Annotated in this window: 29 protein-coding genes; 18 read left to right on the top strand and 11 right to left on the bottom strand. The window is 38.1% G+C overall.

Going from position 1 to position 25,869, the window contains the following annotated elements; translation table 11 throughout:
* Nucleotides 1-49 precede the first annotated feature (49 nt).
* Nucleotides 50-682 (bottom strand): alpha/beta hydrolase, encoded by a 633-nt coding sequence (locus I7H67_RS01745; protein WP_151821317.1) that lies wholly within the window; start codon nt 680-682, stop codon nt 50-52.
* Between the two features lie 125 nt (nt 683-807).
* On the opposite strand from I7H67_RS01745, the gene yaaA reads away from it, so the two are divergent.
* The gene (gene yaaA, locus I7H67_RS01740; RefSeq protein WP_005306994.1) at nt 808-1,587 is read left to right on the top strand and encodes a peroxide stress protein YaaA; all 780 of its coding nucleotides are present in this window, start codon (nt 808-810) and stop codon (nt 1,585-1,587) included.
* Nucleotides 1,588-1,785: 198 nt separating this feature from the next.
* Here yaaA and I7H67_RS01735 read toward each other — a convergent pair whose 3' ends face one another.
* The 5 genes from I7H67_RS01735 to I7H67_RS01715 all read right to left on the bottom strand — a co-directional run bounded on the left by I7H67_RS01735 (nt 1,786) and on the right by I7H67_RS01715 (nt 4,519).
* On the bottom strand, nt 1,786-2,571 hold the full coding sequence (locus tag I7H67_RS01735; RefSeq protein ID WP_001154366.1) for a thiazole synthase: 786 nt from the start codon (nt 2,569-2,571) through the stop codon (nt 1,786-1,788).
* 13 nt (nt 2,572-2,584) lie between these two features.
* Nucleotides 2,585-2,782 (bottom strand): sulfur carrier protein ThiS, encoded by a 198-nt coding sequence (thiS, locus tag I7H67_RS01730; protein ID WP_004791249.1) that lies wholly within the window; start codon nt 2,780-2,782, stop codon nt 2,585-2,587.
* Nucleotides 2,783-2,795: 13 nt separating this feature from the next.
* The gene (locus I7H67_RS01725; protein WP_107882612.1) at nt 2,796-3,161 is read right to left on the bottom strand and encodes a DUF423 domain-containing protein; all 366 of its coding nucleotides are present in this window, start codon (nt 3,159-3,161) and stop codon (nt 2,796-2,798) included.
* Between the two features lie 112 nt (nt 3,162-3,273).
* Entirely contained in the window at nt 3,274-4,140 is an 867-nt protein-coding gene (gene rpoH, locus I7H67_RS01720) for an RNA polymerase sigma factor RpoH (protein ID WP_004791254.1), read from the bottom strand.
* Between the two features lie 133 nt (nt 4,141-4,273).
* Entirely contained in the window at nt 4,274-4,519 is a 246-nt protein-coding gene (locus I7H67_RS01715; RefSeq protein WP_004791256.1) for a sulfurtransferase TusA family protein, read from the bottom strand.
* Nucleotides 4,520-4,894: 375 nt separating this feature from the next.
* On the opposite strand from I7H67_RS01715, the gene I7H67_RS01710 reads away from it, so the two are divergent.
* Nucleotides 4,895-5,107 (top strand): cold-shock protein, encoded by a 213-nt coding sequence (locus tag I7H67_RS01710; protein WP_000126912.1) that lies wholly within the window; start codon nt 4,895-4,897, stop codon nt 5,105-5,107.
* 103 nt (nt 5,108-5,210) lie between these two features.
* On the top strand, nt 5,211-6,362 hold the full coding sequence (gene rhlB, locus I7H67_RS01705; protein ID WP_004791258.1) for an ATP-dependent RNA helicase RhlB: 1,152 nt from the start codon (nt 5,211-5,213) through the stop codon (nt 6,360-6,362).
* A 37-nt stretch (nt 6,363-6,399) separates the two neighbouring features.
* Here rhlB and I7H67_RS01700 read toward each other — a convergent pair whose 3' ends face one another.
* Nucleotides 6,400-6,780, bottom strand: coding sequence for a hypothetical protein (locus tag I7H67_RS01700; RefSeq protein ID WP_003650739.1), 381 nt, complete (start codon nt 6,778-6,780; stop codon nt 6,400-6,402).
* Nucleotides 6,781-6,989: 209 nt separating this feature from the next.
* On the opposite strand from I7H67_RS01700, the gene I7H67_RS01695 reads away from it, so the two are divergent.
* From I7H67_RS01695 to I7H67_RS01640, 12 genes are all read left to right on the top strand, one after another.
* Entirely contained in the window at nt 6,990-7,565 is a 576-nt protein-coding gene (locus tag I7H67_RS01695) for a nitroreductase (RefSeq protein WP_198306922.1), read from the top strand.
* A 34-nt stretch (nt 7,566-7,599) separates the two neighbouring features.
* On the top strand, nt 7,600-8,673 hold the full coding sequence (locus tag I7H67_RS01690; RefSeq protein ID WP_005306983.1) for an NAD(P)H-dependent glycerol-3-phosphate dehydrogenase: 1,074 nt from the start codon (nt 7,600-7,602) through the stop codon (nt 8,671-8,673).
* A gap of 56 nt (nt 8,674-8,729) precedes the next feature.
* Nucleotides 8,730-9,185 (top strand): SixA phosphatase family protein, encoded by a 456-nt coding sequence (locus tag I7H67_RS01685; RefSeq protein ID WP_198306921.1) that lies wholly within the window; start codon nt 8,730-8,732, stop codon nt 9,183-9,185.
* A 23-nt stretch (nt 9,186-9,208) separates the two neighbouring features.
* Nucleotides 9,209-10,348: a type II secretion system protein GspL gene (gene gspL, locus I7H67_RS01680; RefSeq protein WP_198306920.1), complete on the top strand. Its 1,140-nt coding sequence runs from the start codon at nt 9,209-9,211 to the stop codon at nt 10,346-10,348.
* Nucleotides 10,348-10,827 carry a type II secretion system protein GspM gene (gspM, locus tag I7H67_RS01675; RefSeq protein WP_192454136.1) on the top strand — a complete coding sequence of 160 codons (480 nt, stop codon included), beginning with the start codon at nt 10,348-10,350 and terminating at the stop codon, nt 10,825-10,827. The genes gspL and gspM overlap by 1 nt, the downstream gene beginning before the upstream one ends.
* A gap of 89 nt (nt 10,828-10,916) precedes the next feature.
* On the top strand, nt 10,917-11,921 hold the full coding sequence (locus I7H67_RS01670; protein ID WP_151821325.1) for a quinone-dependent dihydroorotate dehydrogenase: 1,005 nt from the start codon (nt 10,917-10,919) through the stop codon (nt 11,919-11,921).
* Between the two features lie 6 nt (nt 11,922-11,927).
* Entirely contained in the window at nt 11,928-12,515 is a 588-nt protein-coding gene (locus tag I7H67_RS01665; protein WP_107882606.1) for a CvpA family protein, read from the top strand.
* Between the two features lie 25 nt (nt 12,516-12,540).
* On the top strand, nt 12,541-14,082 hold the full coding sequence (purF, locus tag I7H67_RS01660; RefSeq protein WP_005306965.1) for an amidophosphoribosyltransferase: 1,542 nt from the start codon (nt 12,541-12,543) through the stop codon (nt 14,080-14,082).
* A gap of 78 nt (nt 14,083-14,160) precedes the next feature.
* Nucleotides 14,161-16,050 (top strand): M48 family metalloprotease, encoded by a 1,890-nt coding sequence (locus I7H67_RS01655; RefSeq protein ID WP_198306919.1) that lies wholly within the window; start codon nt 14,161-14,163, stop codon nt 16,048-16,050.
* Between the two features lie 100 nt (nt 16,051-16,150).
* Nucleotides 16,151-16,798, top strand: coding sequence for a hypothetical protein (locus tag I7H67_RS01650; protein WP_198306918.1), 648 nt, complete (start codon nt 16,151-16,153; stop codon nt 16,796-16,798).
* An 11-nt stretch (nt 16,799-16,809) separates the two neighbouring features.
* Nucleotides 16,810-17,775 (top strand): 2-hydroxyacid dehydrogenase, encoded by a 966-nt coding sequence (locus I7H67_RS01645; RefSeq protein ID WP_005306958.1) that lies wholly within the window; start codon nt 16,810-16,812, stop codon nt 17,773-17,775.
* 142 nt (nt 17,776-17,917) lie between these two features.
* Nucleotides 17,918-19,345, top strand: coding sequence for a M48 family metalloprotease (locus I7H67_RS01640; RefSeq protein ID WP_198307020.1), 1,428 nt, complete (start codon nt 17,918-17,920; stop codon nt 19,343-19,345).
* A 91-nt stretch (nt 19,346-19,436) separates the two neighbouring features.
* Here the strand turns inward: I7H67_RS01640 and I7H67_RS01635 are convergent, their stop codons facing one another.
* Together I7H67_RS01635 and rpsU are read right to left on the bottom strand one after the other, a co-directional pair.
* Nucleotides 19,437-19,883, bottom strand: a complete 447-nt coding sequence (locus tag I7H67_RS01635) for a GatB/YqeY domain-containing protein (protein ID WP_004791284.1) — start codon at nt 19,881-19,883, stop codon at nt 19,437-19,439.
* A gap of 25 nt (nt 19,884-19,908) precedes the next feature.
* A complete protein-coding gene (gene rpsU / locus I7H67_RS01630; protein ID WP_001136722.1) occupies nt 19,909-20,124 on the bottom strand; it encodes a 30S ribosomal protein S21 in 216 nt (71 codons plus the stop codon).
* A gap of 145 nt (nt 20,125-20,269) precedes the next feature.
* On the opposite strand from rpsU, the gene tsaD reads away from it, so the two are divergent.
* On the top strand, nt 20,270-21,280 hold the full coding sequence (tsaD, locus tag I7H67_RS01625; RefSeq protein WP_198306917.1) for a tRNA (adenosine(37)-N6)-threonylcarbamoyltransferase complex transferase subunit TsaD: 1,011 nt from the start codon (nt 20,270-20,272) through the stop codon (nt 21,278-21,280).
* A 2-nt stretch (nt 21,281-21,282) separates the two neighbouring features.
* Here tsaD and I7H67_RS01620 read toward each other — a convergent pair whose 3' ends face one another.
* Entirely contained in the window at nt 21,283-22,386 is a 1,104-nt protein-coding gene (locus tag I7H67_RS01620) for a DUF6670 family protein (RefSeq protein WP_198306916.1), read from the bottom strand.
* Between the two features lie 108 nt (nt 22,387-22,494).
* Complete coding sequence (locus I7H67_RS01615; RefSeq protein ID WP_198306915.1) at nt 22,495-23,376, bottom strand: ATP-binding protein; 882 nt, start codon at nt 23,374-23,376, stop codon at nt 22,495-22,497.
* Between the two features lie 178 nt (nt 23,377-23,554).
* On the opposite strand from I7H67_RS01615, the gene I7H67_RS01610 reads away from it, so the two are divergent.
* On the top strand, nt 23,555-25,063 hold the full coding sequence (locus I7H67_RS01610) for a DUF3336 domain-containing protein (RefSeq protein ID WP_005306944.1): 1,509 nt from the start codon (nt 23,555-23,557) through the stop codon (nt 25,061-25,063).
* A complete protein-coding gene (locus I7H67_RS01605; RefSeq protein WP_013197258.1) occupies nt 25,050-25,856 on the top strand; it encodes a protein kinase domain-containing protein in 807 nt (268 codons plus the stop codon). The genes I7H67_RS01610 and I7H67_RS01605 overlap by 14 nt, the downstream gene beginning before the upstream one ends.
* The last annotated feature ends 13 nt before the right edge of the window (nt 25,857-25,869 follow it).

The raw sequence follows: 25,869 nt of genomic DNA, 5'->3' as shown, positions 1-25,869 counted from the left end.
ACTTATGAAATGATGGACATAGACTCAATCTATGCCCATCAAATACACTTTATTTCATAATAATGAAGCGTGTAATGATTTGACGAAGCTGTTTTAAATAACCTGTAAAGAAGTGGTTAGCGCCCGGTAAAATCGTAATTGGATGCTTTTGTGGTTTTGCCCATGCAATTGCATCTGAAAGTAAGGTAATGTCATCTTGCTCACCATGAATGAGTAGGATATCACCTTGAATTTCAGGAGTTTTATAGTGGCGTAAACCTACTACAGTAGCCGTTGGTAAACCGCATAAAATTAACTGTATAGGTCGTAATTCAGGATTAAGCTGGGCAAAGCATTTTGCTAGAACATGTGAGCCGAAGCTGAAACCACCTGCATAAAATGGTAGGCCTTCATGAAGCTTACGAACATGTTCAATGACAGCTAAGATATCTTCAGTTTCACCATGGCCTTCATCATGAACGCCTTCACTGCCACCTAGGCCGCGGAAACTTGGGCGGTAAACAATGCAACCATATTCATTAAAGATTTGGGTTAAAAGGGCAGGGACTTTATGTTGAGGGGTTCCACCTTGCAATGGGTGCGGATGACAAACAACCGCAAAGCCTTTGATTTCACCTTCAGGGTGGTCAACGAAAAGTTCAATTTTACCTACTGGACCCTGGATGAAAGTTTGCTCAGACATATAAGAACCGCTAAATAACAATACGTGATGCTATTTTACCGATAGTCGTCATTGAAAACACGAGTTAGCATTAAAAAATATCTACTGTTATAGTTGGTATTAAGAATAATTTTTTCAGGTTATGTATGCTTGCTTTAATTTCTCCTGCAAAAACTTTGGATTATGAAACAGCGTTACCTACAGATGAGTTTACTCAGCCTCGCTTGTTAGAACACTCAGCACAATTAATTGATGTTAGCCGTAAACTTTCTGCTTCGGAAATTGCGAGTTTAATGAGTGTTAGTGAAAAAATTGCCACATTAAATGTAGACCGATTTAGAGATTGGAAGCCCGAATTTGATTTTTCAAATGCTCGTCAGGCAATTTATGCATTTAAAGGTGATGTCTATACGGGTTTAGATGCGTACCATTTAAAAGATAAAGATATTGATTTTGCACAGCAGCATTTGCGTATGCTCTCTGGTCTATATGGTTTGTTACGTCCTTTAGATTTAATGATGCCTTATCGTCTTGAGATGGGCACTAAATTAAAAAATACGCGTGGTCATAATTTGTATGAGTTCTGGGGTGAAATTATCACAAACCAGATTAATGAAGATTTGGCAGCAATAAATTCTGAATTACTTGTAAACTTAGCTTCAGATGAGTATTACAAATCGGTCAATGAAAAGAAAATTAAGGCTGAAATTGTTAAGCCTGTTTTTCTTGATCAGAAAAATGGTAAATATAAAGTCATTAGTTTCTATGCGAAAAAAGCACGTGGTTTAATGGCTCGTTTTATGATTGAAAACCAATTAAATAAAGCTGAGGATATTAAAGCGTTCAACACCGATGGATACTACTTTGATGTTGAGAGTTCATCAGCAAAAGAGTTGGTATTTAAGCGCGATGAGCAAGTGGCTTAGCCTTACTAAAGTTAAACTCTCGTAAGCGGTAACTATCGTGAGGTGGCATGGATGCCACCGTTTCGCTGTATTACATGGATGTAATATCAGCGAAACAAAAGATTTTTGTTACTTTTCATCTTTGAAAAGTAAAATGCCTATACAAGTTGCACTAAAGTTACAACGGTAATTAAAGGCTGTGTTCTTGCAAGAAATAGATTATTTAAAGAAATAACCTGTTTCTGGTGAGCTTGCATTTGCCATACGTTTACGTGGCATACGACCTGCTAAAAATGCTTCACGTCCAGCTTCAACAGCTTTCTTCATTGCAGAAGCCATCAAAATAGGGTTTTGAGCAGCTGCAATTGCTGTATTCATCAGCACACCATCACAACCAAGTTCCATAGCAATAGCTGCATCACTTGCTGTACCAACACCTGCATCTACCAAAACTGGTACTTTTGCATTTTCTTTAATAATTGAAATAGTGTGCGGATTTAAGATACCTAAACCTGAACCAATTAGACTACCTAAAGGCATGATCGCGACACAGCCCATACTTTCAAGCTCTTGCGCAATGATTGGGTCATCAGAGGTATAGACCATAATCTCAAAACCGTCATCAATCAAAGTTCGAGCTGCTTTTAAAGTTTCGGTTACATTTGGATATAACGTCTTTTCATCGCCTAGAACTTCAAGTTTTACTAGGTTATGACCATCGAGTAGCTCACGTGCTAGCATACAAGTACGAACTGCGCTATCAGCATCAAAACAACCTGCGGTATTTGGCAAAATTGTATATTTTTCTGGTGGAATGACAGACAGTAAATTTGGTTGATCTGGATTTTGTCCAATATTCACACGGCGGATTGCGACAGTTACGATTTCTGCACCACTGGCTTGAATAGCTAAATCCGTTTCATTTAAGTCTTTATATTTGCCAGTTCCTACCAATAAACGAGATTGAAAAGAACGTGAACCAATAATGAGAGGGGTGTCTTGCATGGATAACTCCGACTTAGCCGCCGCCAACAGCGTGAATAATTTCGATACGGTCATGTTGAGCAATAGTGATTTGCTCTAATTTGCTTTTAGAAACGATTTGCTGATTGTGCTCAACAGCAAAGCGTTTTCCTTCAAGTGCCATTTCCTGAATGAGTTGCAACAGGTTTTGACAAGGCGTGTCCGTTAATTCGCCATTTAAATAAATTTGCATGATCACATTCCAATTATTTTGCGTATTTGAGGGCATTCCAAGCCAAAACGAGCCATCCAGCTATCATAAATGCTCCGCCAATTGGGGTAATTGCCCCTAAAATTCTCGGTAATCCAAGTGCCATGATATAGAGTGAACCACAGAAAAATAAAATACCAATCTGAATCAATATGAATGGCAATTTAATGGGGAACGTCAGGATAACTTTGCTTAAAATACCAAGTGCTAGTAAGCCTAAAGCATGGTAGAAAAAGTAGTCGGTTGCAGTATGCCACCAAACAAGTTGCTCAGGACTCGCATGAGCTTTAAGACCATGTGCTCCAAAAGCACCCAATATGACTGCAAAGGCAAGATTAAGGGCTGAAATGGCAATCCACATAACAAAAAACGCAAATGAATAATGAAGGGCAACGTTATCATAGATTGGGTTGGCTAAACATAGCCAGATAAAACAAAAGGGCTAAACGCCCTTTTATTTTTAAACTTATTTTTTAGCTTGCAGACATAGCAATTTTAATTTTTTCCATTGCATTCTTTTCAAGCTGGCGAATACGCTCTGCTGATACATTATATTCGGCTGCTAACTCGTGGAGAGTAGACTTGTCATCATCTAACCAACGACGTTGTAAAATATTACGCGAACGATCATCTAACTGATCCATTGCATCATGTAAGGCAGATGTACTTTGCTCTTCCCAGTCTTCATTTTCAACTAAACGAGCTGGATCATAGCGATTATCTTCAAGATACAATGCCGGTGCAGTATGTGGGGTGTCATCGTCGTCGTCGCCTTGAGCTTCGAAAGCAGCATCATAAGCGGTTAAACGACCTTCCATCTCCAGAACTTGTTCTGCAGTTACATTTAAGTCATTCGCAATCGATTGAGCTTCTTCGAGCGTTAATTTTTTACTCGATTTTTTTAAACTACGTAAATTGAAAAATAATTTACGCTGTGCTTTGGTCGTTGCAATTTTGACAATACGCCAGTTACGAATAACGTATTCGTGAATTTCTGCTTTAATCCAGTGGACGGCAAAAGATACAAGACGCACGCCCATATTTGGGTCGAAACGCTTCACGGCTTTCATTAAGCCTAAATTACCTTCTTGAATAAGGTCGCCTTGTGGTAGGCCATAACCTGCATAGCTGCGCGCAATGTGAACGACGAAACGTAAATGCGACATTACCAGCATTTTTGCGGCATCAAGATCTTGGTCATAATAATAACGTTCAGCAAGTTCTTTTTCTTGCTCGGCCGTTAAAATAGGAATCTGATTGACAGTACTGATATATGCACCAAGGTTTACACCGGGCGCAGACAATGACAGGGGCATCAATTGATTGCTGCTGTCACTCATGATTTCTCCTTGTAGGATCGGATGGGATAACCAATAAATTCATCTTAATTTGAATCAGCTTCATAATTAAGGAAAATTGGGTAGAGAAATGTAAAATTTTATGCAATTTCTAATCTTTTAGTTTATCAAAGAATTATTGAGTTTCAATTAAATAGTGAAATTCTCTTTCGGATATATGTGTTGTCTGACACATAAAATGATGTAAACCACAGTAACGAGTTACATCTATTTCACTATGAGGGTCAGAAGATTTTAATAAGAATAGCTGTTTACCCGATACTTTTTTGAGTTCGCGTTTTAGCATTAATAAAGGCATTGGACAGGGTTGGCCCAAAGCATTAATTTCAATGGGTGCTGTAGTAGAAGAAGTGTTGGTCATTCATCATCAAAACAACTAAAAAAATTATTCTAACAAATTTTTTTATAAATGCTGCACATTTTATAAAAGAAGAAACAAGCAATTACCTATAAAAAATATTGTAATAAGCTGTTTAAAAAAACGACTAAAAATACGGGGAATAATTGAAAAAAATTCTATTAATTGTCATAAACCCGTGGTAAGCTCGAACCGTTTTAAGATTTACCACACACTTAAATTGGTTTAAAAATCTTATAACAAATGGATGTAACCGGAAATTGTTGATAGTTTTACAGAATGATTACAAGCTTTAAGATTATAAATATTTTAAACACTTGTTTGCTCTGCTGTTTGCAACACCGGAAGGTCCTTTTTTCAACATCTGAGGATTGACTTATGACAGCTCGCGAACAAGGCGTAGTAAAGTGGTTTAACGACACTAAAGGTTTTGGCTTTATTCAACGTAACGGTGGTGATGACGTATTTGTTCATTTCCGCGCAATCGTTGGTGACGGTCACCGTTCTTTACGTGACGGCCAACGCGTAGAATTTAGTGTAGTACAAGGTCAAAAAGGTTTTCAAGCTGAAAACGTTCAGCCTTTAGACTAATTCATCTTTTTGATGAATCATGGACGCTCCAATTTTTGAATTGGGGCGTTTTTGTTTATAATGATCTTCTCATAAGAGAGATTGTTTGTTAGAGCACGTATTTATGACATCTGGTTTTGAAACCTTGAATTTACATCCGCAACTTAAAAAGGCGATTGATGCTTTAGGGTTTAAGCAAATGACCCCGATTCAGCAAAAGGTTTTAAAATATACGTTGGGCGGGCATGATGCGATTGGTAGAGCGCAAACAGGAACAGGTAAAACTGCTGCTTTCCTTATTAGTGTAATTAATGACTTGTTACATAACCCGATTCAAGAGCAGCGTTTTCGTGGTGAGCCACGTGCCTTGATTTTGGCGCCTACTCGTGAATTGGCACTGCAAATCGAAAGCGATGCAAAGTTACTCACAAAATTTTCAGATTTACACATCGTGACACTGTTAGGTGGCGTAGATTTCGATAAGCAAAAGAAACAGTTAGATGCTAATTTTGTCGACATCATCGTTGCCACTCCTGGGCGTCTAATTGATTTTGTAGAACAAAAAGAAGTTTGGCTCGATCAAATTGAATTTTTAGTCATCGATGAAGCTGACCGCTTATTGGACATGGGTTTTATTCCTTCTGTAAAACGTATTGTGCGTTATTCCCCACGTAAGGAACAACGTCAAACGCTCATGTTCTCTGCTACTTTTAGTTATGATGTGCTTAATTTGGCAAGACAATGGTTGTTTGAACCAATCACTGTTGAGATTGAGCCTGAGCAAAAAACTAACAACGATGTTGAGCAGCGCGTTTATGTCGTCGCTAAACAAGATAAATATCGTTTGCTACAAGATATTTTGCGTGAAGAGCCTATCGATAAAGTTATGATTTTTGCGAATCGACGTGATCAAGTACGCCGTCTTTATGATCATTTAAAGAGAGATGGATATCGGGTCGGAATGCTTTCAGGTGAAATTGCTCAAGATAAACGTTTAAAAATGTTAGAGCAGTTTAAGCAGGGTAAGAATAACGTCATGATCGCAACTGATGTTGCAGGCCGTGGTATTCATGTTGATGGCGTATCTCATGTGATCAACTATACTTTGCCTGAGCAATCGGATGATTATGTACACCGCATTGGGCGTACAGGTCGTGCTGGGTCACAAGGTGTAAGTATTAGTTTCTTATCTGAAGATGATGCTTTCTACTTGCCGGAAATTGAAAAAGCAATTGGTAAGAAATTGCCATTAACCCGTCTAGATGGTTATTGCTAATAAAAAAATCCCAATCAACTGATTGGGATTTTTTTAATTAATTAATTTTACAATAGAAGGTAAGGGTTGTTTGATAATCATCATCTTTTGCAAGTGATGCATTTTTGCCAGTTAAGGTGCCAATTACACCAGCCGCTGCTTCAACCATTTGGCCAGTTTTTTCGCTTACAACATCCTTTAATACACCGTTGTATGTTGTTTTTTCATCTACTACAACAGGACTCGTGCTTTTTGAACAAGTTTTTTGAGCTGCAGTAATCGCATTATTTTTTGCAATTAGATTCGTTTTACCAATACCTGTGACTTCAAATTGATTATTTTCTTTTTGAACTGCCAAAGTGTTCTTAGGCGTAGTGGCACAAGCACCTAGTAATAAAACAACACTACTCAACGCACTCGCTAAAATTATTTTTTTCATGTTTCACCTAATATCGCTAATCGTCAAAAGATCTCACTATTTGAACACAAGTTTTCTAATTGATTTTGAAGACGTTGTATAAGTTTTGATGTTTTGTCTTAAAAAAATGTCAAAGCACGAACTCGTTATTTTTATGTTCTAGATACAATGGTGGATTATCTGTAGATTATGCTAATCTATTTTGAATTTTTTGAGTTAGATCAATATTAATGACGGATTCAGCAATACAGATAATTCATCAGAATATTCACCAACGTCAATCTATTGGTCAATTGATTGAGCCTGCTCCAAATGCAGATCAACTAGAGTTGGCTTTTCAAGCTGCTTTAACTGCTCCTGACCACCATAGACTTAAACCAACACGTTTTGTCGTTATTGAGGCTGAGCAACGTGGTGCTTTTGGTGAGGTTTTAGCAAAAGCTTTGGCTGATTTAGATGAAACCGACTCAGCACAGCTTGAGCGAGTAAAGCAACATCCTTTCCGCGCGCCTTTACTCATTTTGGCGCTTACGCAGCTGCAAGATCACCCTAAGGTTCCACATTTTGAACAGATTTTAAGTACTGGGGCTGCTGTACAAAATCTTTTATTGTCTTTGCAAGTTCAAGGTTTTTCTACCATGTGGCGTAGTGGGGCTGTTGTCGAGTCAAACTGGTTAAAACAGCATTTAGGATTGCAACCACATGATTTAATCTCAGGTATTATTTATGTGGGTACGGCAGCTAAAGCGATTGCGCCGCGTGCAGATATTGATAGTAAAGAATTCGTAAAAGTTTGGCAGGCATAAAAGTCTGTAGAAGTAAGAAATAGGATAATAAAGCATGACTGAATTTAAGTTTACAGATTTAGTGGAACCTGTTGCGGTCGATAAAAAAACAGCATTACGTATAACTGTTTTAGGTGGAGGCAGTTTTGGTACGGCTATGGCGAATTTAGCTGCGCGTAATGGCTGCGACACCATGATCTGGATTCGTGATGCTGATACAGCAGAAGAAATCAATAAAACCCATATTAATAAACGTTATTTGCCAGACTTTGTTTTAGAGTCCTCATTACGTGCTGTGTCAGACCTTGAACAAGCAGTATGTGATCGAGATATTATTTTAGTGGCCATTCCTAGTCATTCATTTCGTGATGTCTTAAAACAAATTGCTCCTTTTATTACTGCACAAGCGATTGTCTCTTTAACCAAGGGTGTCGAGGCTAAAACTTTTAGCTTCATGAGCGATATTATTCGCGAAGAATTGCCAGAAGTTCCTTATGGAGTATTGTCTGGACCAAACCTCGCTAAGGAAATTATGGCGGGAATGCCATCAGGTACTGTTATTGCCAGTGATTCTGAACTCGTTCGTTATGCTGTACAACATGCTCTGCATAGTGCGTTATTCCGAGTTTTTGGTAGTGATGATGTGCATGGTGTTGAACTGGGTGGAGCACTTAAAAATATTTATGCCGTTGCAATGGGAATTGGTGCAGCTTACAAAATTGGTGAAAACACCAAGAGTATGATTTTAACCCGTGCTTTGGCTGAAATGAGCCGTTTTGCAGTTAAACAGGGTGCAAATCCATTAACGTTCTTAGGTTTATCTGGCGTTGGTGATTTATTTGCAACCTGTAATAGTCCATTAAGCCGTAATTATCAAATTGGTTATGCTTTGGGTTCAGGTAAAACACTTGACCAAGCGAGTAAAGAATTGGGACAAACCGCTGAAGGAATTAATACGATTGTTCAGGTACGCGGTAAAGCAGAAGAACTAGACGTATATATGCCAATTACCAACGCTTTATACGAAGTTATCTTTGAGGGAGCGCCTCCTTTAAATATTGCATTATCTCTCATGAAAAATGGGCACCGTAGTGATGTTGAGTTTGTTTTACCTCATCATGAAGTCTGAAGAAGAAATGTCATAAATTACGGTTATAATGTAAGAATTATTAACAAGGAATATTTATGCAACTGACATTAGTTCGTCATGGGGAAGCTGCTCCTCCAGTAAATGGTAATGATAGTAAACGTCCACTTACTGCTCGTGGGCATGCTCAAGCTGAACAGACAGCAACATTTTTAAAAGATATTGTTAAGCCAGATATTTTCGTGGTGAGCCCGTTGTTGCGTGCTCAAGAAACATTAGCGCATATTCAAACTTATTTTAAAGATGTTCCTGTGCTGTTATGCGATAAAATTAAACCAGACGATAATGCGAAAGAAGCGGTTGAGTGGTTGTCTCAGGTTCCGTATGAGTCAATTGTAGTCGTGTGTCATATGAATGTAGTAGGGCATATTGCTGAACTATTGACTCATGAAAACTTTAATCCATTTGCACTTGCCGAAGCTCGAATTTATGATCAGGCTGTGATTGCAATTGGTTTATCAACACAAAAAAATAGTTTTGTACCCACAATATAATTAAAAAGGTCATTTAGCCCATTATGCTGTATTTATGGATGCCTGAAACCAATGGAATATGGCATTGGTCTAACGGAGAAAACTGGTTGCAGGCAGCAAGTCTTGATCAATTAATACAAGATCTGCAACTACATCAAGGAAAAGAAGCTGTCATCTTTTTCCCTAGTCGCCATGCTCAGGTACTCCAGCAGCACATGGCAAAGTCTCATTACAAGCAACTCGGCGCAGATGGTGTTAAATATTTGCTTGAAGAATTTGTGACTTTGCCGATTGATCATATGAAAGTGGTTCACCATTTTCATGCTGATCAATTGACCGTATTGGGAGTGGCAAAAACAACAGTAGAAACATGGCAACATGCAATGGCTTTGCTGCCTATTAAGCTCGTTGCTTTATTGCCAGACTTTTTAATTTTACCGGAACCTCAAGATCAGCAAGTGGTCTTATGTAATATTGATCAGAAATTACTTGTACGTGAAAGTAAATGGGTCGGTAATTCTCTAGATGATCTGGGATTGTTTTTAGAGTTCCAGCCGGTTGAAACACATTATCAATATAGTGGTTTGACATCAGAGCAATTAGAAAGCTTGATGGCAGCATCGAGTGCTGAGCAGCGTTCAGAATTTATTTATCAATTTCAGGCTTTAGATAAAGCTAAACAACATCCTTTTAATGTTTTACCTAAAGCTAAAGGGCAAGAGCAAACGGTTTCAGGGTATTGGAAAGCGTGTGCTGCTGTTATTTTAGCAATTATAGTGGTTCAGTTTAGCTATGACTTGTTGCGCTGGGTAAAGTTAAAAAGTGTGGCTAATCAAACCTCTGAGCAGACGATTGAGCAATATAAATATTGGTTTGGTTCTTCTAGTCGTGTGAATGAGCAGAACATAAAAAGCCAATTTGAAAGTCATTTACGCATGAGTAAGCAAGGTGATACACAAGCACTTTCTTTATTGAGTCGTGTTGGGCCTATTTTAATGCAAAGACAAATTTTAGCTCAGCAGTTAAATTATGATGCGTCAATATTAACAATGGCATTAAAAGCAAAGTCGGCAGATGATTTGCAAGCTTTAACTCAGCAACTTAACCAGCAGGGATTCAAAGCAGAGCTCGGTAATGTTCAAGCCGATGGTGGTGGGGCAATCGGGGTGGTGAAAATACAATAATGAAAATGATAACTCAATTGCAAAACCGCTTTGATCAGTGGGTTGAACAGATCGTTCAATATTTGGATCGCTTAACTGTACGTGAACGTATTATGGTGGTCTTTACTACAATCTTTGTAGTCGTGGCTATTGTCGGAGCTTCACTTTGGAAAGTGCATTCTTTGGCAGAGCAACAACAACAACGGTTAAATGATTTAAAAGATTTGATGGTATGGATGCAGAGCAATGCGGTTACCATGAAACCCGCAAATGAACTTGAGTTGGGTCAATCGGAAAAAATACAACGTGTAGCTCAGCAACAAGGCTTAACGGTCACTTCTCAACAAAATGGTGAGCAGTTACAAATTATTGTTACTCATCAGAATTATGCAATTTTAGCGAACTTTTTAACCCAACTTGCACAAATGGGCTTAAGTATTCAAAAAATGGAAATGGTTTCAAGTGACGGACAGATTAAATTAACAGCGACGGTTCAATAACATATTAAAATATGGTGTTCTTAAGCATGGTGTTTTGTGCTGCCTGTGCCTATAATATGCCTACCTAAAATCAGTAGACTGTGATTGGTATGTTATATTCACTTGCTCGCCCGATGTTGTTTAGTTTAGCACCAGAGCGTGCCCATGAATTAACATTATCTATGCTTGATAAAGCACATAAGTTCGGCTTGCTACGTCAGAGCGTAGAATCAAAACCAACAACGTGTATGGGAATTGAATTTCCAAATCCGGTAGGTTTGGCGGCTGGACTTGATAAGAATGGTGCACATATTGATTCTTTAGCCGGACTGGGTTTCGGTTTTATTGAAATTGGAACAATTACACCGCGTCCTCAGTCGGGTAATCCACAGCCACGATTGTTCCGTATTCCTGAAGCTAAAGCCATTATCAACCGCATGGGTTTTAATAATGATGGTGTTGATAAGCTTGTTGAGAATGTCAAAGCTTCAAAATTTAAAGGAATTCTAGGCATTAACATTGGTAAGAATGCAGATACGCCTGTAGAAAAGGCTGTTGATGATTACCTGATTTGTCTTGAGAAAGTTTATAACTACGCCTCTTATGTTACTGTTAATATCTCATCTCCAAATACTAAGAACTTAAGAAGTTTACAAAGTGGCGATGCATTAACTGAATTATTGCAAACATTAAAAGAAAGACAACTTGAGCTTGCCGAGCAATATAACCATTATGTTCCTTTGGTTTTAAAAGTTGCACCTGATTTAACAGCTGAAGATGTTGAGTTTATTGCAGCACAATTATTGCAATTTAAGATTGATGGTTTAATTGTTACCAATACGACTTTATCTAGAGACGGTGTAGAAAACCTTCCTAATGGTAATGAATCGGGCGGATTGTCAGGTGCGCCTGTTTTTGAAAAAAGTACAGAATGCTTACGTTTATTTGCCCAAACGTTAAAAGGACAAATCCCGTTGATTGGCGTGGGTGGAATTTTGTCGGGTGAACAAGCAGCAGTCAAACAGCAAGCTGGAGCAACATTAGTACAAATCTATAGCGGATTGATTTACACCGGTCCTATATTAGTAAAACAATGTGTTGCAGCCATGACTTAAGTGAATATGAACACAATTGATATCATTATTCTGATACTTTTGCTCATTGGGGGGCTAAACGGTTTGCGACAAGGATTTATCAAAGCCTTTGCGAACTTGGTAGGATGGATCATTGCATTAATTATGGGTGCAAAATATGCTGTCCTTCTTGCGCCGTCCATGTCTGGTTTGAGTCATGATCCGGTTGTTCAAAAAATTGCAGCTTTTGCATTTATAGCACTTATGATCATTGTTTTAACATGGATCGTCACAGCATTTTTAAATGGCCTCTTGAAAAGTCTGAAATTGGGGCCATTAAATCGTTTAGCAGGTGGTGCGTTTGGTTCCTTGAAGGGCTTGTTGGTTGTATTGATTACAATGCAAGGCGTTGGGCCTTGGGTTGAGAGTTCACCAAATTGGAAACAGTCCGTACTTATACAATTTTTACTGCCTTATGCACCTTTAGCGACCGAGTTGTCTAAAGATGCTGCAAGTGAGGCATTTCATCAAATAACATCTGGAGGTAGTGCATCAAGCACCCCTTCAAAACCAATGGACGAATCGGAAGATTTAGAAAACCGATCCGACCATTCGACAAAGAATCCTTTTTATTAATTCCTAGCTTGTCTGCGAGGTTGCTATGTGTGGAGTTGTTGGTATAGCCGGTAAATCGCCAGTGAACCAAATGTTGTTTGATGCTTTAACGATGTTGCAACATCGTGGGCAAGATGCAGCTGGAATAGTAACCTGCCATGAAGGCCGTCTTTTCCTTCGTAAGGATAACGGTATGGTGCGTGATGTTTTTCATACTCGTCATATGAGAGCATTACTTGGTAATTATGGTATTGGCCATGTACGTTACCCAACTGCTGGTTCTGCTAGCAGTGCTGAAGCACAACCATTTTATGTGAACTCACCTTACGGTATTACGCTTGCACATAATGGTAACTTAACCAATGCCGAAGATATTCATGATGACCTGTTTAAAACAGATTTACGTCATATGAATACAGATTCTGACTCAGAAGTTCTTTTGAACGTATTCGCGCATGAGTTGCAAAAGAACGGTACTTTAAATCCTACACCAGATGATATCTTTCACACAGTTTCTCGTGTACACGAGCGCTGTCTAGGTGCATATGGCGTAGTGGCAATGATTACTGGTCATGGTTTGGTTGGTTTTCGCGATCCAAACGGTATCCGTCCACTGATTTATGGTTCACGTATGACTGAAAAAGGCGAGATGGAATACATCATTGCTTCGGAATCAGTTGCTATTACAGCACTTGGTTTCAAAATTGAGCGTGATATTGAACCGGGTGAAGCAATTTTCATCAATTCAGATGGTGAATTGTTCTCAAGACAATGTGCAGCTAATCCAAAATACCGTCCATGTATTTTTGAATATGTTTATTTTGCACGTCCTGATGCCATTATTGACGGAATTTCAGTTTATAAAGCTCGTTTAAAAATGGGTGAAAAACTTGCCCATAAAATTTTACGTGACTGGGGTGAGGACCACGATATTGATGTGGTTATTCCAATTCCGGATACGAGCCGTACTTCAGCATTAGAACTTGCAAATATTTTAGGTGTGAAGTTCCGTGAAGGTTTTATGAAAAACCGTTATATCGGTCGTACCTTCATTATGCCTGGTCAGCAACAACGAAAAAAATCAGTACGCCAAAAATTAAACCCTGTAGAACTTGAGTTTAAAGGTAAGAATGTTTTACTGGTTGATGACTCAATTGTACGTGGTACAACCTGTAACGAAATTATCCAGATGGCACGTGATTCTGGTGCAAAAAAAGTATACTTTGCGTCAGCAGCACCAAAAGTGATGTATCCAAACGTTTATGGTATTGATATGCCTGCTAAAGCTGAGCTTATTGCTTCAGAACGCAGTGTAGAAGAAATCCAGGAAATTATTGGTGCTGATCGTTTAGTTTTCCAAGAATTGGAGGACTTGAAAAATGCTGTACGTACTAGCAAAGTACCCGATCTAACTGAGTTTGATTGCTCTGTGTTTGATGGCGTTTATGTAACAGGTGATATTGATGGTGCTTATCTAAATAATTTGGAGCAGAAGCGTAATGATTCTGCTAAAAAGAAAAAAGATGGCTACATTGATGTGAATGTTGACGCTGCTTCTGTAGATTTAACAGGCATTAAAGAAGAATAGAAATAGCTGAAAAAAGCGGGTGTTTCCCGCTTTTTTCTTTTATGATGAAAACTAACAATGTAATTGGGAATATTTACATTGAAAGAAGTAAGCCACTATCTAATCGAAAATAAGAATATGGCATGGTCCATCACTATGTGTTTGGTTGCTGTGCTGCTTACTATTTTTATCTTAAATTTAATTTTAGGTTTACTCGTTCATTTTTTTGATTATAGTCAGCCCATCTGGTGGCACACCTTAAGTCCTTATTTCATCACGCTATTGCTTTTTATTATGGTTTGGTCGGTAGTTACTGAACTTTATATCTTGCGTAAAGGTGGACATTCTTTAGCAAAACAACTGAAAGCGCGTCGTTTAGTAAAAGAAGAAAGTACACCTGAAGAGCTTGAAGCATTAAAAATTACTGAATATTTGGCGCAAAATTTTTCACTTAAAGTTCCAACCTTATATGTTTTACCTGATGAGGTAGGCGTAAATGCGCTTACGGCAGGTTTTCACCCTAAAGATATTGTGATCATTTTGACATGGGGAGCTTTGCAAAATCTGGATAAACTTGAATTATATGGTTTATTAGGTCATGAGTTTAATCAGATTTTATCGGGTGAAGCTGTTGAGAATACTAAATTAAAGATTTTATATAGTGGATTAACGACATTTAGTCAGTGGGGCAGTAAATTAGCAAAACAAGGCTTTAAACGCTACAGCCCAGGCTATAAACATAAATTTGAAACAGTATTTGTTGCAGTGGGTGGTGTCATTTGGCTAGCTGGAAGCCTAGGCGTACTAATTACCCGATTTATTAAATATTTAACTTTGAGTGGACGCACATTTCGTAATGACCAAAAAACGGTACGATTATTAAAAAATAGTGCTAATACTCAGACTTTGTTGCGTATTTATGTTCACCATTCTGGCTCACAAATTCATAGTGCCTATTCTGAATCAATCGCGCATATGTGTTTTGCTAACTCACTGAGTCCGCAAAGTTGGATGAATATTCACCCAAGTATTCGTGAACGTATTTATGAGTTAAATCCGACTTTGCTACAAGATTTACAATTAGAAAATTTAAAAAAGCTTCGCAATCGTCCGTTATTTAGTTTATTTCATTTTTTAGAAGAGTCTGAAAAAGAAATTTATGTTCCATGGTCATCTCCACAGCCTTTGCCTTTATTAAGGTTGTCACCCATTAGTTTTGCATTAAATGATGCCATTAAGCCTCTTAGTAGTGATGTACGTCGTAATAAAAAGCGTCCTGAGCTCATTCAGCGTGCACTACAAACTGCTACGGGTTCACGTGAGGTAATGGTTGCTATTTTGATGATTCGCCAATATCGAGAATTCATCCCTAAAGATGCACCAGTTAGCCATGCCATTATTGATGCCTTATTAAATCTTGATGGGCGTATCCATATTCAGATATTTCATGATGCTTGTAAAAACATTGGGCATATGCCGGCAAGTATTGCGCGGCAATTTCTAACAAAACTAGCGCTTATTATTCAAGAAGATGGCGAGATTGGTTTGCTAGATGCACTTTTGCTGGAGCGGGTTAAATATGAGTTGAATTTAATGCCGTTACATTTGCCAACAGCATTTGAAGAAGTAAAACCTCAAATTGTTCGTTTAATTGATGCCTTGCTTCATGTCCAGCAAATTAATAGTCCAAATCAGTTGGAAGTACGTGAACGTATTTTGCGTTCGCTACTTAATCCAGATGAAATGTATGTCTATGATGAGATTTCAGACGAGCCTTTAGATTTGGCTGAAATTTTAAATGACATTGCAGGTTTATTATTGCGTGACCGTCTTAGTATTCTTGCGATTGCAGAAATGTGCTTGTGGAGTGATCGTATTATCACACAAGACGAACTAGATGTACTTGAATTACTTTATTGGCGATTTGGCTTTGAGACAGAAGAAATTGTTGAGCAAATGCAAAAAAGAAATAGTGTGATGATTATTTAAAAGACATCTATGATTATAAAAACAGCTGAACGAAATAAAACACTGAAAAAAAAACTCAAGCCCGTTAGAATGTAGCTTAAGCAGAGGTATTGATTCAAACATGATTGGGCAGCAAAGAAATATATTGGCGACTTTAGGAATTGATGTATGGATTCCTAAGACACAGGCGTGCCAAAAAAATAATGCTCAAAGCCTTTGGCGAGATCATGTTGTAGAAGAACCAGAACCGATCATATTACCCTCTGTAGAACCCATAGTTCTTGAGCAGCCTAAAAAGCCACAAATTAACGATATTCCAAAAGTTGAACCTGAAATTGTGGCGCCTGTTTCAATACAGGCTCAACCCGTTATAGAACCTCACAATCATGTGCAAGCACCTGCCATTAAAATTGCATCATTTGAGTTGCAGGCTTTTTCTCTTGAAAAATGTGTTATTTTTTTAGATGTTACAAATTTAAGTGAAGAAGAAAAACAGCTTTGGAATAACATACAAAAAGCGAAAATAGGGCAGTATGCTGAACTAAAATGGCCTTTTCCTTTAGCTGCGTATCAAGATCAGCGGGGAGCTGGTTCATATATACAAGGCTTCTTGGATGCTGTTGCAGCAGATAAAAAGATCTTATGTCTTGGTGAATGTTCTTATATTCAGCATGCCAATATCATCCATTTAGCAAGTTTAAAAGAAATGCTGGAGAAACCACTCCTTAAAAAAAGGTTGTGGAAATTAATGCAAGATAACAACGAGTAGTAAGGATTTACATGAAAAAAGTTGTAGTTTTTAGCCAAATTGATGAAGAAATTTTGTCTCGATTACAACAGGATTATCATGTTGTAGTTCTTAACCCAAAATTGGGTGATATTAATGAACAAATAAGACAACACGTTGTAGATGCTGATGGGATGATTGGTGCGGGGCGAGTACTGAATGAAAAAAATCTTGCGCCTGCTCAAAAACTAAAAATTATTTCATCTGTAACGGTAGGCTATGACAATTATGATGTGGCTTATTTAAACCAAAGAAAAATCTGGTTAGCAAATACCCCCCATGTTTTAACTGAAACAACAGCTGATCTTGCTTTTACATTATTACTAAGTGCTGCTAGAAAAGTACCTTTTCTGGATCATTGGACTAAACAAGGTGAATGGAAAAGAACGGTAGGGCCTCAGCAGTTCGGTTTAGATGTTTTTGGAAAGACATTAGGTATTATTGGACTTGGCAATATTGGTGCTGCAATTGCACGTCGTGGTTTTTATGGATTTAACATGAATATTGTTTACCATAATCGTCGTGAAAAGCCTGAATTGGCTGAGCCATTAAATGCAGAATATCTTGGTCTGGATCAATTGCTACAGCAGTCTGATTTTGTAGTCACTGCAGTTGATTTAAATAATGAATCGAAAGCCTTAATGGGTAAAGCGCAGTTTGAGCTTATGCAAAAACACGCTATTTTTATTAATATTGCCCGTGGTTCAGTAGTTGATGAGCAAGCTTTAATTGAAGCTTTACAGCAAAATCAGATCTTTGCTGCTGGCTTAGATGTGTATGAAAAAGAACCTTTACAAGATTCGGGTCTTTTTAAATTGCCGAATGTAGTGACTTTGCCTCATGTGGGATCGGCTACTGCTGAAACCCGTAAAAAAATGGCAAATCTTGCTTATAGAAATTTGGTTGAAGCTTTAGAGGATAAAACACCTAGATATTTGGTAAACCAAAACTTTATATAAGTGATTAATAACACTTCATTGCAAAACTAGTCGATTTCGAGTGATATAGTAAAAGTCTATTGATTGAAAACCAATTTTTGTGGTTTACATCAATAGGCTTTTTTTATGGTTTAATTTTAATAGAGAAAAACTTTTGAGATTTTTGCCAGTTATTTTAAGTGCGACTTTTATAGCAAATGCTTCGTATGCACAGTCTTTCGACCCTCAGCCATCTGCGAATCAGGTGGAAATTCCAAATATTGGAAGTGGAATAGGCTTGCTTGATCAACAAAAAGAAAAATTTATTGGTGAAAAAGTTTTCCGTGAAGTTCATAAACAAATGCCCGTTATCCAAGATATCTGGCTCGAAGACCAATTTTTTCAAGTATTTTCAAGTATTTTAAGTGAGACTCAACTTGGTCAACCTATTGGTCTAGTTGTTATTAAAGATCCACAAATCAATGCATTTGCTGTTCCGGGCGGTCTATTTGCGCTTAATACAGGACTTATTGCTTCAGCTCGCAATATTGATGAAATTGCTGGGGTGATGGCGCATGAAATTGCACACGTATCACAAAGACATTTTAGTCGTTCAGAGGAAGCCTTTAAGGGACAAACGTTATTAAGTTTAGCTGGGCTTTTAGCAGGTGTGGCCATAGCTGCACAGGGTGGCGGAGATGCAGGAGCAGCAGTGATGTTGGGAACGCAGGCTGCATTAATGGATAGCCAGTTAACATACAGTCGAAATCAGGAGCGTGAAGCTGACCGTATTGGCATGCAATATATGTATGCAGCGGGTTATAACCCGCAAAGTATGGCAGACTATTTTGAAACAATGCATCGTGCGACTAGTCGGGTAAGTTTTTTACCAGATTTCTGGCTGACCCATCCATTAACGACTGAGCGCATGAGTGAGGCCCGACTTCGTGCGAACCAGATGCCTAAAGTCAAAAATCGCATATATGATGCTGATTTTGAAATTTTAAAATGGTACACAATGGTAGTTTCAAATCAGGCTACCGAAAACCAACTACAGAGTTTAGCCTCACAAAAAAATATTGCGGGTCTTATTGCTTTGGCAGCTTTTTATGTAAAACAAGGTGATTATGCACAGGCGCAGTCTACTTTAGATCAAGTCAAATCTAGTGGAAAACCTCTTGTTACACTCTTGCAGACCGATATTTATCTGGGGCAAAACAAGTTGGATCAAGCCTATACTTCAATTGCTTCTACACAAATGACTATGCCTGAAAATAGAGCTTTCAGTTATAAGTTGGCTGAAGTGTTGCTGCGCCAAGGAAAATTTGCACAGGTTCAAACTCTTGTTCAACGGTTTATCAATAAAAACCCAAGAGATATCCAAGGTTGGCAATTTTTGCAGCAGGCTGCTAATTTGGACAAGGCAGGACCATTGAGAGCAGTCAATGTTTTACGCTATCGAGCAGAAGCTGAATATTGGTCGGGGAGTGAAGAGAATGCGATTAAATCGATGTTGCATGCTCAGCGATTAGCAAAGGACAATCAAGCAATGTCGGCTAGAATAGACAGTAGATTGAAACAAATGCAAGATGAGCGAAGAATGAAAATTTGAAAATATAGCTTTCAAAAAATTCAAATATATAAACACGCCCAAACTAAAAGGAGCTTTTGTTTGAGGGAATATAAAATTTTAAGAGAAGAGATTAAGCTAATTTAGCTTTAATTTTTGCTGAAACTACAGAAGGATCGGCACGCCCGGCTATGATCGGACGTAGAGAATTCATCACCTTACCCATATCTTTCATGCTAGTTGCTTCTTGAGCAGAAATCGTTTGCTCAATGAGAGAATCAAGCTCTTCCTCAGTCATAGCTTCTGGTAGAAACTGAGATAAAATCTCAGCTTCGGCTTGTTCTTTACTAGCTAAATCATCACGACCAGCACCTTCAAAGGCTTTGATCGATTCTTTACGTTGTTTAATTTGCTTTTCAATGACCGCAAGAACCTGAGCGTCGCCAAGCTCTATGCGCTCATCGACTTCGATTTGCTTAATTGCTGCTTGTAGACTACGCAAAACCGTCACTGTTGCCATATCTTTGGCACGCATAGAAGTTTTTAATGCATCAGTAATTTGGTTTTTTAAAGTAGTCATAATTCAGCAGTCAATCACAAATTAATTAGTAAAGGCGAGTAGTACGTACAGATTCGCGAGCCAATTTCTTTTGGTAGCGTTTAACTGCAGCAGCTTTTTTGCGCTTACGTTCTTGAGTTGGTTTTTCGTAGAATTCACGTTTACGAACGTCAGCTAAAACACCAGCTTTTTCGCATGAACGTTTGAAACGACGGATAGCTACGTCAACTGGTTCGCCTTCTTTCAACTTAACTTGTGGCATGTAAAATCCTCTAGATTATGGATAAGATCAAGCACACTATTGTGCCGGATCACAAGTGAAGGTCAGTATTTTACTCATTTACAACTCATATCACAAGTCTATAATAGCGATTGCAATATTTTGACTCATATAAAAGGCAGTTTTGATGATTGTTTTAGGCTTGGAAACTTCTTGTGATGAAACAGGGTTGGCACTTTATGATAGCGAACTCGGCTTGCGGGGACAGGTTCTTTATAGCCAGATTAAACTTCATGCCGAATATGGTGGAGTAGTACCTGAACTTGCTTCTCGAGACCATGTTCGAAAATTAATTCCTTTAATGAATCAATTACTTGATCAAAGTGGTGTAACGAAACAAGAGATTGATGCTGTTGCTTATACACGTGGTCCTGGGTTAATGGGAGCCTTAATGACAGGGGCTTTATTTGGAAGAACTTTAGCTTTTTCTTTAAATAAACCTGCCATTGGTGTTCACCATATGGAAGGGCATATGTTGGCGCCTTTACTCTCAAGTCAACCGCCTGAATTTCCATTTGTTGCTTTATTGGTTTCAGGTGGGCATACACAATTAATGGCAGCTCACGGTATTGGTCAATATGAACTTTTGGGTGAGTCTATTGATGATGCAGCTGGCGAAGCCTTTGATAAAGTTGCAAAAATGATGAGTTTGCCATACCCAGGCGGTCCTAATATTGCGAAATTGGCTTTAAGTGGTAATCCATTAGCGTTTGAATTTCCACGACCAATGCTTCACCAAGGTCTAGATTTTTCTTTTAGTGGTTTAAAAACAGCTGTTTCTGTGCAATTGAAAAAATTGAACGGTGAAAACAGAGATGTTGACATTGCTGCTTCATTCCAAGAAGCAATTGTAGATACCTTGGTAAAAAAATCAGTAAAAGCCTTGAAGCAGACTGGACTTAAGCGTCTAGTTATTGCAGGTGGAGTAAGCGCAAATTTACGATTACGTGAACAGTTGGAAACTTCATTAGCTAAAATTAAGGCACAAGTTTATTACGCAGAACCTGCTCTTTGTACTGATAATGGGGCAATGATTGCTTTTGCAGGCTATCAACGCTTAAAAGCAGGCCAGCATGATGGTTTGGCTGTAACCACAACACCACGTTGGCCAATGACTGAGTTGTCTATTCCTGAGTAAAACTATTCATCTTCAAAGGTCTGTTGGTTTTCGACATCAATGTATTCGATATAGCCACGGCCTTGAACTTCATTGCCGAAATAATTACCGGTAAATATATAACTACTTGCATATCCTCGCCCATGACCGTAGCGGAGTGGGCAGTCAATTTCTGCCTGAATATTTAAAATAATTTGTTTGGCTTCATTTCGAGCAATCCACGAAAAGAATTTAGGAAGTCGCATCTTTTGCCCAGTCGGTGAGATGTAATCATCAACTTGGTGAGAAATAATATCAAAACTGACATCTGTATAAATTTCTGCCCGTCGATCAAGATATCTAATATGTAAAGTATAAGCTGCTGTCTGACCTGCAATATCTGCTTTGGTAAGAAGAAGTTGAGTGGTCTCATTTAAATTAATAATTTGATAAGTAAAAAAATCAAGCGGCAGTTTATAGGCTTCAGGAATAAGTTTATTTGTGATGGAATGAGCACCAACTGCTCGAGCATATTCATAAGTGCAGAGTCCCTCACTTTCAATACGTTCTGCTTGATAGCTTAAGAAACCTTTAAACTTTGCCAACAAACTAAAATGATCATAAATCGGTGTTTTTATAAACCACGAAACATGTGAGGTAACATCAATATCAAAGTCGAAATCAAGACCCTCGTAGTGCCCATTAATATGAATTTGTGGAAATTTTCCTTGAATTGAAATTTCTTGACCTAGTTCGATTAAGCTTCCATCTTCATTAATTTTTGTATCTTCAGGAATGATATAAGCCTTAAGCAAAGCTTTCTCTACTGCAGCTGTACTTGAAAAGAAAGTCGCTGTTTTTCTGGGATTTCCATGAATTATGTCATCATGATCAAATGCAAGAGCACCGGGTGTGCCTAATAAAATCATAATATTTAAATAGCGATGCGGCTCTGGCAAAAGTGGGAAAAAGATGCCGTAATGAGTCCAGCTATAATATTTTTCATCAACTCGGGGCTGAATAATATGAGACTGTGAAAAAGGAAGAGTTGAGTATTTTTCTGCTTTATCTATAACACTTTGCGCGAGCAATAAGCTTTGACCTAAAACTTTGCTGCCTATAGAAATTTTGGGCAATTGTTTTTTCATATATAAACCTAAATGAGGATAGGACTATCTTTGTTTTAGGTTATGAAAAACAACTATCAAAACTAAGCGGTTTTCAGGCCAAAGCTAAGGCTTTGCGGGACATTTTGTTTAATTGTTAGACAACTCTTTTAAGCCATTTAAACCAATCCAGTGCTTAGAAAACTGATATGCAGCACGTCCTGAGCGTTGACCACGCATTTGACACCAACGCAAACTTTCAGCGCGAACTTCATCATTAAAAGCCATATTTGCTTTATCAAGATAATGCTCTACGATTTCTAAATATAAATTCTGGTCCATTGGGTAAAAAGATAACCACAAACCAAAACGATCTGACAAAGAGATCTTTTCTTCAATCGCTTCTTGTGGGTGTAACTCAGTGTATTGTGGTACATCGACCTTGGTTACAGGTGTGTTTTCATGCATGAACTCTGGTAACAAATGACGGCGGTTACTGGTTGCATAAATAATAAAATTACTTGAACCAGACTGTAATGAACCATCCAATACACTTTTTAAACTACGGTAATTTTCATCTTCAGCATTGAAAGCTAAGTCGTCACAATACACGATGTATTTTTCAGGTCGGTTTTGAATGAGTTTCTGAACTTTAGGTAAGTCTGCTAAGTCATCACGCTCAATTTCAATTAAACGTAATCCTTGTGGGGCATACTCAGTCAATAAAGCACGCACAATAGATGACTTTCCTGTACCGCGCGAGCCAGTTAAAAGCACATCATTTGCGGGTAGACCATTTAAAAACTGCAAAGTATTTTGAATGATTTTCTCTTTCTGACGTTCAATGCCTTTTAAGTCATCCAGATAAATATTTTTGGGTGTATAGATGGCTTTAAGTTGCTGATTTTCCCATCTAAAAGCAGGTGCATTAAAATCTGTTTCTTGTCTAGGTTCAGGTAAGACCTGCTGTAACTGATTTAATACAAGTGATAATGTTTGAACTAAATTATCTGGTAAATCAATGGTAGCCATGGTAAGTCAATCATGTTAAACAGTAATTTACTAGGATACTAACACCGAAATTAACAGGCTGACAAAAAAGTTATTGTCTATACAGTTTATCGGTTTTGCAATTGATTGAAATCTTCAGACCGCGCATAGTGTTGTTGTGTCTATTCAGTAAAATCATCTGTGAAGATGAGGACGAAATATGTTTGAAAAAATACGCAGTGATATGAATCCGCATCAGGCCTACCGTATCAAAAAATTACAACGTCAGTTAGACATGGCTGAATCTTATGAAGAGTGGAAGTCTTTTGCATTAAAACTAGATGAAGAAACAGGGGTGCAAGAGTGGAAATTTGATAATAGTTCGCCTTACTTCGATGCAGAACTCATTTCTTATAGATACACTTTACTGAAAAGATATCGCCAGCAACATCGAACGCTCGATCTTATTTATTTACTCAAAGAAGGTCTAACTTACGATATTGCAAATATTGGTCACCCTATGTTGTTTGCTGCAACGCATGTGGGAACAAAAAAGTTAATTGAAGATTATATTGAAGAAGTTAGCCAAAGCTTGGCCTATATTGCTTCAAGTGAATGTATTACTTTCCAAAGAAAAGAAAAAATTGAGTTTTTTGAAAATTGTGAAAAAGCATATGGACAACCAGCCCTTATGTTCTCAGGTGGAGCAACTTTAGGTCTTTTTCACACTGGAGTCTGTAAAGCTTTAATTGAACAAGATTTAATGCCTAAAGTGTTGTCTGGCTCAAGTGCAGGAGCAATTATGACGGGCATGCTCGGAACTTCTGCCAGTGAAGATGTTCAAAATTTATTAAATGGAGAACAATTCTTTAGTGATGCTTTTCATTTTAGGAAACTTCGTGAACTCATTAAAGGAAATGGTGGAATTGCCGATGTGCACTATTTGAAAAAGTTCCTTGTCGAAAATCTGGGTGATCTCACGTTTGAAGAGGCTTTCAAAAAATCTGGTTTAAACATTAATGTGGCAGTTGCGCCATATGATGCAACAGAAAACCCGCGAATCATGAATGCGATTATGACGCCTAATGTTTTAGTGTGGAGTGCTGTGTTGGCTTCATGTGCTGTACCTGTGTTATTTCCACCCGTGCGTTTAACCAGCAAACGTTATGACGGTGAACACACGCCTTACATGGCAAACACAAAGTGGGTAGATGGCAGTGTAAGAAATGATTTTCCGCAAGAAAGAATGGCCCGACTTTATAATTTAAATTACACCATCGCCAGTCAGGTGAACCCACATATTGTTCCATTTATGCAAAATGATGCAGACCGCTTTCGTAAAGACGTTTTAAGTTGGCCTGAACGGATTTTAAGACGTCAAGGTAAAGTGTTATCCATGGGACTTATGGACTTTACACGTCAAAGACTCGGTTCTATTTCTCCGATTAGACGATTACTCGATCACGGCTATGGAGTAATGGGGCAGCGTTATTATGGTGATGTGAACATCATTGCTAAATATGGCTTGAGTCACTATACCTATACTTTGCAAAACCCACGTCCACATTTGTTTAAACGCTTACAGCGAGAAGGGGAACGTGCGACTTGGCCAAAAATTTCTTCGATTGAAACCCATGCTCGTATTGGCAAGACGATTCAACATTGTTTAGAAGTTTTGCGTTTTGAAGAAAAGCAACAACAGCCAGAGTCTTACTATGCTGAAGCATGATTTTGCTTCGCATATACAAAACTTAAAAAGTGTGACAAAACCTGCGAGTGCCGCTTTAGGGCGGTATCTATGGACATGCAGTATAGATAACAAAGACTATTGGTTAAAATATCATTTACCTGAAACAAATGTTCAAAGTGAGCAAGATTTCATCCATGAACAATTGTTTTACGAAGAAATTACTCGTAAGAAACCTGCGTGGCTTTTACCTCATAACTTAATCGAAGTTAGTGCCATTCCTCAATTAAACCATTCTTTAGGTAAAGTTTTAATTTTACCCAATACTGATTTGTGGTTTGGTTCATTGTCTCATGAAGCAGATTTAACTGATGTATATCATAAGATTTGGTCCGCACTAGATAAGCTCGCAGAACTCCATAGATTTGGCTGGATTCATGGAGATATTAAGAAAGAACATTTTCGAAAGTTTGAGCAAAATGCTTATTTGATTGATTTTGAGAAAGCCCGACTTATATCAAGCTCAGATTTAAGAATGGATGCTACACCACGATATATGGCTCCAGAGCTGTTTAGAGGCGCTTCTAAGGATATACAAAGCGATTTATACGCATTTGGTATCGTTCTATATGAATGGTTAACCCAAACTCGCTTAGAAGCAGGGAGTTACTATAAGTGGGCAGTATTGCATTGCCAAAATTTAACCATTCAATTACCGACACAACTTATGATTTTTTATCCATTACTTTCGGGTTTATTGCAAAAACAACAAAAAAATAGGTTTGCAAACGTGTTTGAAGCGATGAATTGTTTAAAAGCACATTCAAACTTATAAAAATCATTGATCT

The organism is Acinetobacter sp. ACIN00229, assembly GCF_016106645.1.
Classification (GTDB): domain Bacteria; phylum Pseudomonadota; class Gammaproteobacteria; order Pseudomonadales; family Moraxellaceae; genus Acinetobacter; species Acinetobacter oleivorans.
This window is presented reverse-complemented; position numbering and strand designations above follow the sequence as displayed.